General features: G+C 35.0%; 12 protein-coding genes and 1 pseudogene. 12 read left to right on the forward strand and 1 reads right to left on the reverse strand.

What is annotated here, in order from left to right; translation table 11 throughout:
• Position 1 precedes the first annotated feature (1 nt).
• Positions 2-295, forward strand: coding sequence for an integration host factor subunit alpha (locus HSM_RS06905; protein WP_011609015.1), 294 nt, complete (start codon positions 2-4; stop codon positions 293-295).
• 143 nt (positions 296-438) lie between these two features.
• Here the strand turns inward: HSM_RS06905 and ttcA are convergent, their stop codons facing one another.
• Positions 439-1,383: a tRNA 2-thiocytidine(32) synthetase TtcA gene (gene ttcA / locus HSM_RS06910; protein WP_012340493.1), complete on the reverse strand. Its 945-nt coding sequence runs from the start codon at positions 1,381-1,383 to the stop codon at positions 439-441.
• A gap of 207 nt (positions 1,384-1,590) precedes the next feature.
• On the opposite strand from ttcA, the gene mukF reads away from it, so the two are divergent.
• The 11 genes and pseudogenes from mukF to HSM_RS06960 all read left to right on the forward strand — a co-directional run bounded on the left by mukF (position 1,591) and on the right by HSM_RS06960 (position 14,133).
• Positions 1,591-2,913, forward strand: coding sequence for a chromosome partition protein MukF (gene mukF, locus HSM_RS06915; protein ID WP_012340494.1), 1,323 nt, complete (start codon positions 1,591-1,593; stop codon positions 2,911-2,913).
• Between the two features lie 66 nt (positions 2,914-2,979).
• Positions 2,980-3,723, forward strand: coding sequence for a chromosome partition protein MukE (mukE, locus tag HSM_RS06920; protein WP_012340496.1), 744 nt, complete (start codon positions 2,980-2,982; stop codon positions 3,721-3,723).
• Positions 3,724-3,749: 26 nt separating this feature from the next.
• Entirely contained in the window at positions 3,750-8,252 is a 4,503-nt protein-coding gene (mukB, locus tag HSM_RS06925) for a chromosome partition protein MukB (RefSeq protein WP_041605294.1), read from the forward strand.
• 67 nt (positions 8,253-8,319) lie between these two features.
• Positions 8,320-8,586 carry a hypothetical protein gene (locus HSM_RS11160; RefSeq protein ID WP_265468931.1) on the forward strand — a complete coding sequence of 89 codons (267 nt, stop codon included), beginning with the start codon at positions 8,320-8,322 and terminating at the stop codon, positions 8,584-8,586.
• Positions 8,586-9,230 (forward strand): DUF5655 domain-containing protein, encoded by a 645-nt coding sequence (locus HSM_RS06930; RefSeq protein ID WP_265468932.1) that lies wholly within the window; start codon positions 8,586-8,588, stop codon positions 9,228-9,230. The genes HSM_RS11160 and HSM_RS06930 overlap by 1 nt, the downstream gene beginning before the upstream one ends.
• Before the next feature lie 8 nt (positions 9,231-9,238).
• A complete protein-coding gene (locus tag HSM_RS06935; RefSeq protein WP_012340498.1) occupies positions 9,239-10,093 on the forward strand; it encodes an EamA family transporter in 855 nt (284 codons plus the stop codon).
• 14 nt (positions 10,094-10,107) lie between these two features.
• Positions 10,108-10,252, forward strand: a pseudogene (locus HSM_RS11230) (type I restriction-modification system subunit M N-terminal domain-containing protein); the annotation flags it as partial.
• A 330-nt stretch (positions 10,253-10,582) separates the two neighbouring features.
• On the forward strand, positions 10,583-11,644 hold the full coding sequence (locus HSM_RS06945; RefSeq protein WP_012340500.1) for a DMP19 family protein: 1,062 nt from the start codon (positions 10,583-10,585) through the stop codon (positions 11,642-11,644).
• Between the two features lie 250 nt (positions 11,645-11,894).
• On the forward strand, positions 11,895-12,011 hold the full coding sequence (locus HSM_RS11300; protein ID WP_012340502.1) for a DUF1877 family protein: 117 nt from the start codon (positions 11,895-11,897) through the stop codon (positions 12,009-12,011).
• Between the two features lie 161 nt (positions 12,012-12,172).
• Positions 12,173-13,603: an exodeoxyribonuclease I gene (gene sbcB, locus HSM_RS06955; RefSeq protein WP_012340505.1), complete on the forward strand. Its 1,431-nt coding sequence runs from the start codon at positions 12,173-12,175 to the stop codon at positions 13,601-13,603.
• Positions 13,604-13,713: 110 nt separating this feature from the next.
• Positions 13,714-14,133 carry a hypothetical protein gene (locus HSM_RS06960; RefSeq protein WP_012340506.1) on the forward strand — a complete coding sequence of 140 codons (420 nt, stop codon included), beginning with the start codon at positions 13,714-13,716 and terminating at the stop codon, positions 14,131-14,133.
• Positions 14,134-14,429 lie beyond the last annotated feature (296 nt).

A 14,429-nucleotide genomic window follows, 5' to 3' on the forward strand; every position in this document is an offset into this window, starting at 1 on the left:
TATGGCACTGACTAAAATTGAACTTAAAAATAGCTTGATTGAACAGGGTTTAAATAAATTAGAGGCGAAGAAAGTAGTAGAGGGCTTCTTTGAACAAATTCGAGTTTCATTAGAAAATGGTGAAGATGTTAAGTTATCCGGATTTGGTAATTTTGAATTAAGAGATAAGTCATCTCGCCCGGGACGTAATCCTAAAACAGGTGAAGCTATTCCTGTTTCTGCTCGTCGTGTCGTTGTATTCAGACCAGGACAGAAATTACGTTCAAGAGTGGAAAAAACCAAACCTAAAAATTAGGGATTTTTTGTTTCTTTAAGAAAAGCCGTTTACATTAAGTAAATGGCTTTTATATTTTAACGTAATAGAAAAGGTATAATGGACAAAATAGTTGCTAAAAAGTGCGGTCAGTATTTTATTTTTTTACACCGCACTTTCTTACCTTAATTTACCTCTTTGAAACTAATCATTTCGCCTTGAATAAAATCTATTTTTTCATCGTTTTCTTGAACGAGGGGAGTAGGTGAGAATGCTTCTTTATCAAAGGCAATATCACCTTCTATTCCTTCCGGAATCTTTCCATGTCGGATACGTTTAAAATCAAATAAGTTAGAATCACATAAATGTGAAGGCACTATATTTTGTATCGCACTAAACATAGTTTCAATGCGTCCGGGATATTGACGATCCCATTTTTGCAACATTTCTTTGACAACTTGACGTTGTAGATTTGGTTGAGAACCACATAAATTACAAGGAATAATTGGAAATTGTTTGGCAACTGCATATTTTTCAATATCTTTTTCTTTACAGTAAGCCAAAGGACGAATAACAATCTGTTTGCCATCATCACTGATCAGTTTTGGCGGCATAGATTTTAATTTGCCCCCATAAAACATATTCAAAAACAAAGTTTCCAGCATATCATCACGATGATGTCCTAAAGCAATTTTAGTTGCCCCCAATTCTGTTGCGGTGCGGTATAAAATTCCTCGACGTAAACGAGAACAGAGAGAACAAGTGGTTTTTCCCTCAGGAATTTTTTCTTTTACAATACCATATGTATTTTCTGCCACAATTTTGTAATCTACACTAATGCTTTTTAAATATTCGGGCAAAATATGTTCAGGAAAGCCAGGTTGTTTTTGATCCAAATTCACTGCCACAATATCAAAATGAATAGGTGCATTGAGGCGTAAATTTAATAAAATATCTAACAAAGTATAACTGTCTTTACCACCGGATAGGCAAACCATCACTTTGTCTCCATTTTCAATCATATTAAAGTCAGCAATAGCGTTGCCTACATTGCGACGTAATCGCTTTTGTAATTTATTCAAGTTATAACTTTGTTTTTTATCTTTTTCGGTAATGATATTTAAACTCATACAGTTTCTGATCTTGTTAAGAATGCGATATAGTAAAGGGGAATTGCCACTTTGCCAACAGAAAACTGTGTTTTTAATGATCTATTATTTAAATTAAGTACGAGATAAAAGTGCGGTAGTTTTTAGTCATATATCTATTAGAAAAAGCAAAATTACGCTATAATCTTGCACAATTTTGCGTAAATTATTGCATTGTGAGAATTGTTAATGCTCGAAACATCACAAACTATTCCTGAATTAGTCAACTGGACGAGAGAACGAGAGTTTTCTTTGAGTCTATCTACAGAACGCTTGGCGTTTTTGCTGGCTATTGCTATTTACAATAATGAAAGACTTGACGGTGAAATGTTGGAAACTGATCTCATTGATATTTTTCGCCATATTTCAAACACGTTTGAACAATCCGCTGAAACTGTTAGTACAAGAGCGAATAACTCCATCAATGAATTAGTGAAACAACGTTTTTTAAATCGCTTTAGTAGTGAGTTTACTGAAGGGTTATCTATTTATCGCTTAACTCCTTTAGGTGTAGGGGTATCCGATTACTATATTCGCCAGCGAGAATTTTCCGCTTTACGTTTATCTGTTCAGCTTTCTATTGTAGCAGATGAAATTCAACGAGCTTCAGAATCTGCGGAAGAAGGCGGTGATGAACATTATTGGCGTAAAAATGTATTTGCACCATTGAAATATTCTGTAGCGGAAATCTTTGATAGCATTGATTTATCTCAACGTATGATGGATGAAAATCAACAGCATATCAAAGAGGAAATTGCTGAACTGCTTACTAAAGATTGGCAAACGGCTATTGCCAGTTGTGAACGTTTATTAGATGAAACCTCGGGAAATTTACGTGAATTGCAAGATACGCTCAATGCTGCCGGCGATAAATTACAGTCTCAATTGTTACGTATTCAAGACTGTGTAATAGGGCATGACAATTTGTATTTTGTTGAGCAACTTATTGTAGATTTACAAGCGAAACTCGACCGCATTATAAGCTGGGGGCAACAAGCTATTGATTTATGGATTGGTTACGATCGCCATGTACATAAATTTATCCGTACAGCCATTGATTTGGATAAAAATCGTGTCTTTTCACAGCGTTTACGTCAGTCTATTCATCATTATTTTGATCATCCTTGGTTCCTTTGGATCGCACAGGCTGAACGCTTAATTGATTTGAGGGAAGAAGAATTAACATTACGTGAAGAAGAAGCCCTTGGGGAACTGCCCGAAGAATTGCAATATGAATCCCTTGCTGATTTACATGAGCAAATTGTGGAAACAATGCAATCTTTATTAATTGAATATCGTCTACAAAATACCCCTATTGATTTGAGTGAGGTTTTGACCGCTCAACTAAAACAATACCCACTTGCTAATCATTTTGATATAGCTCGTATTATTATTGATCAGGCCGTTCGTTTAGGTTTAGCTCAAGATGATTTAAACGGTATTTATCCTAATTGGAGATCGATTAACGAAAATGGTGCAGAAGTACAGGCTCATGTAATTGATAAATATTAACCCAATTTAACCGCACTTTTTGTAACTGATTAATTTAACAACTTTCTGAAAAGAAAAGAGAAAAATATGACAGATAGTATTCAAGATTTACTTTCCATTAAATTAGCTAGAGCTATTGCAAATCCTTTATTCCCTGAAGTGGATAGCCAATTGCGTTCAGGTAAGCACATTGGACAAGAGTATTTAGATAATTATTCATTTTTGGCAGATTTTCAACATGAATTAGATAGTTTCTACCGGCGTTATAATGTGGAATTGATTCGTGCTCCGGAAGGATTTTTCTACTTACGTCCAAAAGCAACCACGTTAATTGCTCGCTCAGTGTTGAGTGAATTGGAAATGTTAGTTGGAAAAGTGCTTTGTTACCTGTATCTCAGTCCGGAACGTTTGGCACAACAAGGGATTTTTACTGTTCAAGAAGTTCATGATGAATTGATCAACTTGGCTGATGAAACTAAGTTATTGAAAGCGATTAATTTGCGTGCAGGTGGTTCTGATTTGGATAAACAAAAATTAGCGGAAAAAGTTCGTTCAGCTATCAGTCGTTTACGCCGTTTAGGTATGATTCATGCGGTAGGCGATCAACATAGCGGTAAATTTACGATTTCTGAATCTGTGTTTCGTTTCGGTGCAGAAGTTCGTTCAGGGGACGATCCGCTTGAGGCTCAATTACGTTTAATTCGAGAAGGGGAAGCGGCAACGGCTCAATCATTACAAGAAGAAAAAAATGGCTTGAAAGATAATATGGATCAAAGTGCGGTAGAAAATGAACAATATTTTGAAAATGAAGAAAATGAGGGGATTGCATAATGGTAGATTTAGCGTTACAGCCGACCATGTCTGAAGAAAACATTGATCAAGTTGAACTACAGGATAAACAAGAATCCCTCGAAAATTTTACGGCATTTTCGCCTTTTCGTTCTCAGGGGGGAGTGGAGCGAGGTAAGTTTCGTTCTTTAACCTTAATTAACTGGAATGGTTTTTTTGCCCGCACTTTTGATTTAGATGAATTAGTAACTACGCTTTCAGGCGGTAATGGTGCAGGTAAATCTACAACGATGGCAGGATTTGTAACTGCACTTATTCCGGATTTAACTTTATTACATTTCCGTAACACCACTGAAGCCGGTGCAACAAGCGGTTCTCGTGATAAAGGGTTACATGGAAAACTTCGCCCCGGAGTTTGTTATGCGGTTTTAGATACTATTAATTCACGTCATCAAAGAACTTTAGTGGGAGCAAGATTACAACAAGTGGCAGGTCGTGATAAAAAAGTAGATATTAAAACCTTTTCTGTTCAAGGCTTAGCATTATCACAAAATCCAACCGCACTTTTCACTCAAATAATTGATGAGCGTCAAGCGAGGATATTAAATCTTAATGAATTAAAAGACAAAGTTGAAAAACTCAATGCTCAATTCAAACAATATCATTCAATAACAGATTATCATGCGATGATGTTTGATTTGGGGATTATCCCGAAACGTCTGCGTTCTTCTTCAGATCGCAGTAAGTTCTACAAATTAATTGAAGCATCTTTGTACGGGGGTATTTCAAGTGCCATTACCCGATCATTGCGTGATTATTTATTGCCTGAAAATTTGGGGGTTCGTAAGGCTTTTCAGGATATGGAATCAGCTTTACGTGAAAACCGTATGACCCTAGAAGCCATTAAGATTACTCAATCTGATCGTGATTTATTTAAGCATTTAATTACTGAAACGACTAATTATGTAGCATCGGATTATATGCGTAATGTCAATGAGCGTTTAGGTAATATTCAACGTGCGATTAATTTTCGTCGAGATTGGTATAAAGCAAAAGGTGAGCAATATTTATCACAACATCGCTTAGTGGAATTGAGTAAAGAAGCTGCTGATTTGGCTGAAAATGAGAAAATCTTAGAAATAGATCATCAAAGTGCGGTAGATCATTTGAATTTAGTTCTAAATGCTTTACGTCATCAGGAAAAAATTGAACGTTATCAACAAGATGTGCTTGAAATCACAGAACGTTTAGATGAGCAAACTTTAGTCGTGGAAAATGCGAATGAGCAGGTAATTGACACTGAAGTACAGTTACAGAATGTAGAAAGTGAATTGGATCAGATTCGTAATCAATTAGCGGATTATAAGCAAGCCTTAGATGCACAACAAACTCGTAATTTACAATATCAACAAGCCATACAAGCATTAGAAAAAGCTAAACATTTATGTGGATTACCTGATTTAGCTGTTAAAAATATTGACGATTATCACCAAGAGTTTGCGGTTCAAGCTGATCAATTAACTGAGAATGTACTGGATCTTGAGCAAAAAATGTCTTTGACGCAAGTTGCAAAAACACAATTTGATAAAGCTTATCAATTGGTATGTAAAATTGCCGGCGAAGTACCTCGTTCAGCAGCATTTGAGCAAGCTAAGGAATTGTTGAGAGAGTATCCGACACAAAAAATACAAGCTCAACAAGTCTCTCAATTAAGTGCTAAATTACATGAGCTTGAGCAACGTTATCAACAGCAACAAAGTGCGGTACGTTTATTAAAAGAACTGAATCAGCGTGCGGATTTACAGGTCGATGAAGCAGAACAGTTGGAAGATTATTATGTAGAACAAGAAACATTGATTGAAGATTTAACCGACAAATTATCAGAGCAAATAGAAAACCGCTCTGTCTTGCGTCAAAAAAGGGATCAACTAACCGCACTTCATCAAGAAAATAGCCAAAAAGCACCGGCATGGCTAACAGCCCAAGCCGCATTGGAGCGTTTACAAGAACAAAGTGGCGAACATTTTGCAGATAGTCAAGATGTCATGAATTTCATGCAAGCACAGTTGATTAAAGAACGCAACTTGACGATTGAACGTGATCAATTTGAGCAAAAGCGTCAGCAGTTAGACATTCAGATTTCTCGTTTAAGTCAGCCGGACGGCTCAGAGGATGCTCGTTTAAATATGCTGGCGGAACGTTTCGGAGGTGTGCTGTTATCTGAATTATATGATGATGTACCTATTGAAGATGCACCTTATTTTTCTGCGTTATATGGACCGGCTCGCCACGCCATTGTAGTACGAGATATAAGTGCGGTGAAATCTCAGCTGGATAATTTGGAAGATTGCCCTGAAGACTTGTATTTAATTGAAGGCGATCCAACCGCATTTGATGACAATGTATTGGATTCAAAAGAATTGGCTCATGGGGTAGTTGTACAGATTTCAGATCGTGAGTTACGGTATTCGAAATTCCCTGAAGTTCCTTTATTTGGTCGAGCGGCTCGAGAAAAACGTTTAGAAGAATTAAATATTGAACGTGATGAAATTTCGGAACTTTATGCACAAAGAGCTTTTGATGTACAAAAATGTCAACGTTTGCATCAGCATTTTAGCCAGTTTGTCGGGTTGCATTTGGCTTTAGCATTTTTACCTAATCCGGAACAAACTATTGCTGAAATTAATCAGCAACGCAATGAAGTAGATCGTGAATTAAATCTACTTAACAGTACAGAACAACAATTGCGTCTTCAATTGGATCAAGCCAAAGAAAAGTGGCAATTACTTAACAAATTAAGACCGCACTTTGCTCTATTGGCTGAGGACAGTTTAATAGATCGTATTGAAGAATGTCGTGAGCAACTGGATTTTGCACAACAAGATGAGTTGTTTATTCGTCAGCATGGTGCGAATTTATCGCAACTTGAACCTATTGTAAGTAGTTTACAAAGCGATCCTGAACATTATGATCGTTTAAAAGTTGATTATGACGAAGCAGTTATTTTGCAAAAAAAAGTACAGCAATGTTTGTTTGCTTTATCTGATGTAATGCAGCGTAAAGCTCATTTTGCCTATCAAAATGAAGTTCAAACCGAAACTTCTGATTTGAATGAGAAACTTCGTCAACGTTTAGAGCAAACGCAACAACAGCGTAATGATTTCCGTGAAAAATTACGTCAAAAGCAAGAACAATTTGCCCAATATAATAAAGTTTTAATTGAGCTGACATCTTCTTTGCATAATAAACAACAAGTACTAAATGAGTTGTTACAAGAAGTAGGTGATCTTGGTGTTAGAGTAGTTCAAGGGGCAGAGCAGTTGGCTCAATCTCGTCGAGATGAGTTATATCAACAACTTTCTATCACTCGCCAACGTCGCACTCATGTCGAGAAAGAATTAACTCGAATTGAAAGCGAATCGCAAAGCTTGCATACCCGTATTCGCAAAGCGGAACGAGAATATAAGGCTCAACGTGAAACAGTAGTAGCGGCGAAAATTAGCTGGTGTGTGGTGATGAGATTATCTCGTGGCAGTGATGTCGAAAAACGTCTAAATCGCCGTGAGTTTGCTTATTTATCTGCCAATGAATTGCGTTCTATGTCAGATAAAGCCCTTGGTGCATTACGTCAAGCTGTAGCGGATAATGAATATTTGCGTGATTCATTGCGAATTTCAGAAGATAGTCGCAAACCTGAAAATAAAGTGCGGTTCTTTATTGCAGTTTATCAACATTTGCGTGAACGTATTCGCCAAGATATTCTTAAAACGGACGATCCTATTGATGCTATTGAGCAAATGGAAATTGAACTTAACCGTTTAACTAACGAACTGACTCAACGAGAACAAAAATTAGCGATTAGTTCAGAAAGTGTGGCAAATATTATGCGTAAGACAATTCAACGTGAACAAAATCGTATTCGTATGCTAAATCAAGGTCTGCAAAATATTGCTTTTGGACAAGTCAAATCTGTGCGTTTAGTAGTGAATATTCGTGATTCTCATGCTATGTTGCTCAATGCCTTATCTAATGAACAGACCGAATATCAAGAACTCTTTACGGATACTCGCATAACCTTCTCCGAGGCTATTGCTAAGTTATATCAACGCCTTAATCCTCATATTGATATAGGGCAACGTACCGCACAAACGATTGGTGAAGAACTTTTAGATTATCGTAATTACCTTGATTTAGAAGTAGAAGTCTATCGTGGTGCGGATGGCTGGTTGCGTGCAGAAAGCGGTGCTTTATCTACCGGTGAAGCTATTGGTACGGGTATGTCAATTCTCTTAATGGTTGTACAAAGCTGGGAAGAAGAAAGTCGCCGTATTCGAGGAAAAGATATTATTCCTTGCCGTTTGTTATTCCTAGATGAAGCAGCACGTTTAGATGGTAAATCCATCTCAACGTTATTTGAATTGTGTGAGCGTTTAGATATGCAACTTCTCATTGCAGCACCTGAAAATATTAGTCCGGAAAAAGGTACAACGTATAAGTTAGTTCGTAAAATTTCAGGCAATCAAGAACATGTTCATGTTGTCGGATTGCGTGGATTTGGTGCAACAGAGTAGTCAAATAAAAGAAAGTGCGGTTAAAAATAAGCAATTTTTGACCGCACTTTTTTGAGGAAAATAATATATGTTGGTTTTCCAAAAAGAAAAAACACAAAAGCTCTCTCTTTTAGAGGAAATACCTTTTAAATTGGAAAAGGACATTCAACGTCTTTTTGAACAAAATCTATCAGAAATCACATCTTATGATTTGGTCAAATCCGAATTTTCAATTAAAAATTATCGCATTGATACATTAGCTTTTGACGAGGAAAGTAATTTTTTGTTATTATTGAATATAAAAGAAATCAAAATATTAGTCTTGTTGATCAGGGAATTTCTTATCTTAGTTTAATGCTTGATAATAAAGGTGAGTTTATTCTTGAATATAATGAAAAAAATGAAACAAAATCATTAAAAAGAAATGAAGTAAATTGGTCTCAGTCAAAAATTATTTTTGTGTCCCCATCATTTACTGATTTTCAAATTCAAGCTACGAATTTTAAGGATTTGCCTATTGAGTTATGGGAAATAAATCAATTCAATCAAGATATTATAACTATCAAACAGATTAAAAAATCCAAATCTGCACCTAGCGTAAAACAGATTAAGGTTACCCAAGATTCATCTTTAGATAAATTAACGAAAGAGATTAAGATTTATACAGAACAAGAACATCTTGAAAATCAATCTGATGAAATAAAAGAACTCTACGATGAATTTAAGCAAGCTATTTTGAAATTAGATAGTGAAATAGAAATAGTTGCCAAAAAAGTTTATATCGCATTTAAAAAGAAATCTAATATTGTTGATATTCAAATTAAGAAGAAAAATTTAAAACTATGGATCAATTTATCTAAAGGAAAACTAGATGATCCTAAAAAACTAGCAGTTGAAGTTGATAAAAAAGGGCATCATGGTAATGGAGATTATCAATTAATCATTAAAAATACTGATAATATTGAATATATTATGAGTTTAGTTAAACAAGCTGTTTAGGAGAAATAATGTATTATCTAATTCTTGCTATTTTTTGTAGTGTTTCTGTTTCCATTTTATTTAAATTCACCAAAAAATATCAAATTGTAACCGCACAAATGATTGCATTTGGTTATGTGGTTGCCTTGTCATTGAGCTATTTTTTATTAGCACCTAATTTTAAGGGACTTACTTTTACCGAATTTTTTGCACAAAGTGAAGCTAAGCCGATCTTTATCAGTTTAGGGATTTTATTGCCTGTCGGTTTTTTAGTGATGTCGAAAGCAGTGGAGTATGGCGGTATTATTCGCACAGATGCTGCACAACGTTTGGCATTGTTCTTGCAAATTATCGCTGCAGTTGTGATTTTCGGTGAAACCTTAAGCGATATGCGAATTGTCGGTATCATTGTCGCATTTTTCGCTTTATTTTTCCTATTAAGCAAACCTGCCGGAGGGATAAAAAGTGCGGTCAAAGCCGCTTTTGCTCTTGCCGGCGTTTGGTTAATTTGGGGAGCAACAGGGATTTTATTTAAGAAAATTGCACTAATGGGCGGTGCATTTCCTACAACCTTGTTTATCACTTTTGTCCTAGCCGGTGTGATTATGTTTATCTACCTATTAATCAAACGCACTAATTGGACAGTATCCAGCCTGATTGGTGGCATTATTTTAGGTTGTTTGAATTTCGGTAATATCCTGTTTTATATCTACGCACATCAACATTTCAAAGAAAATCCAACCATTGTTTTTGCCACAATGGATCTCGGCGTAATCTGTCTTGGTACATTAGTAGGTGCAACTATATTTAAAGAAAAAATCAGCAAATTCAATGGTATTGGGATCTTATTAGGTCTTGTCGCTATTTTGTTGTTACGGGTTTAGGGGAAAATTAAATGATAATCAGCATTCAACAACGTTCTGAACTCCATCGCCAAATTTGGCAAATTGCAAACGAAGTTCGTGGAGCCGTAGATGGTTGGGATTTTAAACAATATGTATTAGGCACACTGTTTTACCGCTTTATCAGTGAAAAATTTGAGAAATATAATGACTGTGCTTTTGAGATTATTGGATATTTAGCAGACTGGGGCAGCTGTTCGAGTGGTGCTTATCATTTTTTTGATTATTATAGGCAAAAAACAGCAGAAGAATTTAAAGAATGTGTGATGAGAGAACTTACGAAAAATTACGAAGAAAACCCTGATGTGAGAACAAAAATGACAGTTGCAGAAATAGAAAAAGAGTTTCTGACTCGTCTATGAACAAGGTAGTTAATTAAGTTTTAAAAGAGGGAAAAAGAGGACTTTATTTTAAATAAAACTACTTATTCTTCATAAATTATGGAAACCAATATTTCAAAGGAGAAGGACTATGCAAATAACAAAAGAAGCATTTAAAACATTAAGTAATAAAGGAAGATTAGAAGTTATTCAAAACCTTGATTGGTGGTCTGATAGAGATAAAATATTAGAATTATTATTGTCAGTTGATATTAGTACATTGGATAGCCGCTTACTTTCAGAACTGGGAAAAGTCTATAACAATACCTTCGAGTATGAAAAAGCGGTCTCAGTTTTGGAAAGGGTAGCAGAAGACGAAAGAGATTCATCATGGTATTATCGCTATGCTTATTCTCATAGTGGATTGGCAACTGAGTCTAACTATGATTTTGAAACCGAAGTGAAAAATGCACTTGAAAAGCTTGAAAAAGCGATCAAGATTTCTAATGATGAAGAAACAATCAGATGGTGTTTAGAACTGGTAGATTTAAGCAATTTTGAGGAAATTCTAGGAAAAAACAAGGAGAAATATCCTATTTTAACAGAGAAATACTTTGAATATATCAAACAAGAAAATGAAAAAATAGAGGAAACAATTGAGATGGCTCAAGCACAAAAGAAATTAAAGTATGTAAAGTTTACCGTAGAAGATATCAAAAGTGTAGCAGAGAACGATTCTAATGATGATATCGTTGAACCGATGTGGGAAACAATTAACATTTATGATGGATATGAGAAGTATCTTCAATCAGCAAAGGATTTTACTTTAGAGCAAAGATATTTATTAGCCATTAATCGGTATTTTGTAGAAGTAAATAATGGAGGTCATCACCAGTTTTTCTATAATTCTACAGGGATCGTTTGGGAAGATGCTCTAAATGGTTTAAAACATTTCGGAATGAACGAGTTTGCAGCTAATTTTCAGAAAGTTATAGACTATTGTGGTGGGACAATATCTTTTGATAGAGAAGAAAGATGCCGTATGCTAGAGATATTAGAGGAAAATGAAGAGGAATTTTATAAGGTCTTAGATGAAGCAGATGACTTTGTTTATGAGTATGAGGGAGAAGAAAATGAACTAATTTACATCAAAAATCATCCAAAGAAATTTGTATTTGAAGGAAAATATTGGACATACGACATTAGAAGTTAGCGAGCTTAGCAAGTTACTAGTCTTTATGTTATGCAAGCTATAAATTTTGTACGAATACTGCATGGCAGACAATTAGAATTTGTAAATTTGAATTTGGAGGTAATATAAAATGGGAATGATAGCCAATTATCAATATTTAAGCAATGAAAATTTGCGGAAAATGAAATCCTTTAATGAAGAAAACGATGAGATTTTTGAAGAACTCTAAGATAGGAATGAAGAAGCAAAGATACTTCTTGATTTAGATAAGATGTGGGATGCACTTCATTTTGTACTTACGGGAGTGAACAGTCTTGAACCAATAGAGAATAATCCTCTCAGTGAAGCAGTTGTAGGCGTATCGTATGCGAAAATGGTACAGATTTAAATGATATTTTGCCGAAAATGAGTCCGCTTAACCCACAATATAAAATGAAAAAACAGACGGTGTTTGAGAAGATTTCCGCCTTTGTGGAAAAATTTAAGGGGATTGGGGGAATGTTTTAATGAATTCTACAAAGTGCGGTAAGTTTTTTAAGGTTTTTGTATATGCAAAATGATTTCAGTTTTTTTATCTACGATTACGAAAGTTTTGGGATTAATCCTGCCACTGACAGACCGGCTCAATTCGCTGGTATTCGTACAGATCAAGATTTTAATATTATTGGCGAGCCTGTAATGTTTTATTGTAAGCAAACCGATGATTATTTACCGTCGCCGGAATCGGTTTTGGTAACCGGTATTACACCGCAAATTTGTAATGAGAAAGGTATTCCCGAACCGGAATTCGCAGAGAAAATTTTAGCTGAATTTAGTCACCCCAACACTTGTATTATGGGGTATAACAATGTCCGTTATGACGATGAGATGACACGTTATACCTTTTATCGTAACTTTATTGATCCCTATGAATACAGTTGGAAAAACGGCAATTCTCGCTGGGATTTAATAGATGTAGTCCGAGCTTGTTACGCTTTACGTCCGGATGGAATAAATTGGGCTTACGATGATGATGGAATGCCGAGTTTTCGTTTGGAAAAATTAACACAGGTAAATGGTATAGAGCATGGTAATGCTCATGATGCAATGGCTGATGTCTATGCCACGATTGCAATGGCAAAATTGATTAAACAAAAACAACCAAAACTTTTTCAATTTTTCTTTGAAAATAGAGGAAAGAGGGAAGTTGAGAAGTTGATTGATATCGCTAATATGAAACCTTTAGTACATGTATCAGGCATGTTGGGTAATTATCGAGGTAATACCAGCTGGGTTGTGCCATTAGCTTGGCATCCTATAAATCAGAATGCTGTTATTGTTTGTGATTTAGCAAAGGATATTGATGACTTATTGGCTAAAAGTGCGGTCGAATTACGTCAAAATTTGTATACACCAAAAGTTGAATTGGAACAACATAATATTTTACCTGTACCACTTAAATTAGTGCATATTAATAAATGTCCTATTCTTGCTCCTGCAAAAACATTATTGCCGGAAAATGCAACCAAATTGGGAATTGATCGAGAATTCTGTTTGCAAAATTTGCAAAAACTGCGTCAATCTCCAGATATTCGAGATAAGGTCATTGAAATTTTCCATGATGAAAGAGAAGTAATACACAGTGATAATGTAGAAACTGAGTTATACAATCAGTTTTTCAGTAATAATGATAAAAACAATATGACGATTTTGCGTCAATTATCTCCGGAGAAATTAAACGAGCATAATTTATCTTTTTCAGATAAACGTATCCCGGATTTATTATTTCATTATCGAGCAAGACATTTCTATAAAACGCTTGATCGCTCTGAACAGATAAAATGGCAAAAATATCGCCAACGTAAACTGGAAAAAAGTGCGGTTCAATTTGAGGAAAGTTTACAACGTCTAGTAGAAGAGTATCAAAATAATCCTGAAAAATTATTGTTGTTACAACAAGTATATGAATATGGAGCAACTTTACTTCGTAAGTTATATTGATAATAGCAATATCTAGAAATGCAGGATGAAAAGGTATTTGGTAAATAAAATAAAAGAGACAACGTAACAACTATAATTTTATTTACTAAAATTTATAGAGGAGAAGAGGGTTGAATATTTTAATTGATTTTGATGGTACTTGTGTAACGCATAATTTTCCTGAAATAGGCGAAGATATTGGTGCTGCACAAGTATTAAGAGATTTGGTTAAGAATGGCCATAACTTGATTTTATTCACAATGAGATCGGAAGATTGTTATCTTGATGAGGCATTGACATGGTTCAAAAATAATGGGATTGAGTTATACGCTGTTAATATCAATCCTGAACAATCTAAGTTTACCAGTTCTCCTAAAGCCTATGGAGATCTTATTATTGATGATATTGCATTAGGCATTCCGAAATGGTCCTGCCATTTTTATCGCCCTTGTGTTGATTGGAAATTGGTGTCGGAAATGCTGTATAGTCAAAAATTGCTAACATTTGAACAAATCAATAAATATGATTTTAGCATGAGAAATTATTTATAATTATGAAACGTTTTAAAAGCAACGCTCACAGCTATGCGAGGACGTTGCTTTTTTTGTAGCTTTTATTTATTAAGCTTTTTCTCCTTAAGACCACACTACAAAACTATTACAAATCATCTCTCTATTTAATAAAGTTAAATAATAATACCTTTCAATGTACAAGGGAGTCTTTATCTGTCTTGCTTAGCTGGTATAACTGGCTTGTGCATAAGTCTGAGATTTATTTATATCGTAGTTTTCGCTAACCGTATAACTGATTACTCATAATGTATATTATGTTAAATTAAATAATTAGA

The organism is Histophilus somni 2336 (assembly GCF_000019405.1).
Lineage (GTDB): Bacteria > Pseudomonadota > Gammaproteobacteria > Enterobacterales > Pasteurellaceae > Histophilus > Histophilus somni.

Coding starts and splice junctions, on each gene's coding strand:
- HSM_RS06905 (WP_011609015.1), top strand. CDS start 2: ATGGCACTGACTAAAATTGAACTTAAAAATAGCTTGATTGAACAGGGT.
- ttcA (WP_012340493.1), bottom strand. CDS start 1,383: ATGAGTTTAAATATCATTACCGAAAAAGATAAAAAACAAAGTTATAAC.
- mukF (WP_012340494.1), top strand. CDS start 1,591: ATGCTCGAAACATCACAAACTATTCCTGAATTAGTCAACTGGACGAGA.
- mukE (WP_012340496.1), top strand. CDS start 2,980: ATGACAGATAGTATTCAAGATTTACTTTCCATTAAATTAGCTAGAGCT.
- mukB (WP_041605294.1), top strand. CDS start 3,750: ATGTCTGAAGAAAACATTGATCAAGTTGAACTACAGGATAAACAAGAA.
- HSM_RS11160 (WP_265468931.1), top strand. CDS start 8,320: ATGTTGGTTTTCCAAAAAGAAAAAACACAAAAGCTCTCTCTTTTAGAG.
- HSM_RS06930 (WP_265468932.1), top strand. CDS start 8,586: ATGCTTGATAATAAAGGTGAGTTTATTCTTGAATATAATGAAAAAAAT.
- HSM_RS06935 (WP_012340498.1), top strand. CDS start 9,239: ATGTATTATCTAATTCTTGCTATTTTTTGTAGTGTTTCTGTTTCCATT.
- HSM_RS06945 (WP_012340500.1), top strand. CDS start 10,583: ATGCAAATAACAAAAGAAGCATTTAAAACATTAAGTAATAAAGGAAGA.
- HSM_RS11300 (WP_012340502.1), top strand. CDS start 11,895: ATGTGGGATGCACTTCATTTTGTACTTACGGGAGTGAACAGTCTTGAA.
- sbcB (WP_012340505.1), top strand. CDS start 12,173: ATGCAAAATGATTTCAGTTTTTTTATCTACGATTACGAAAGTTTTGGG.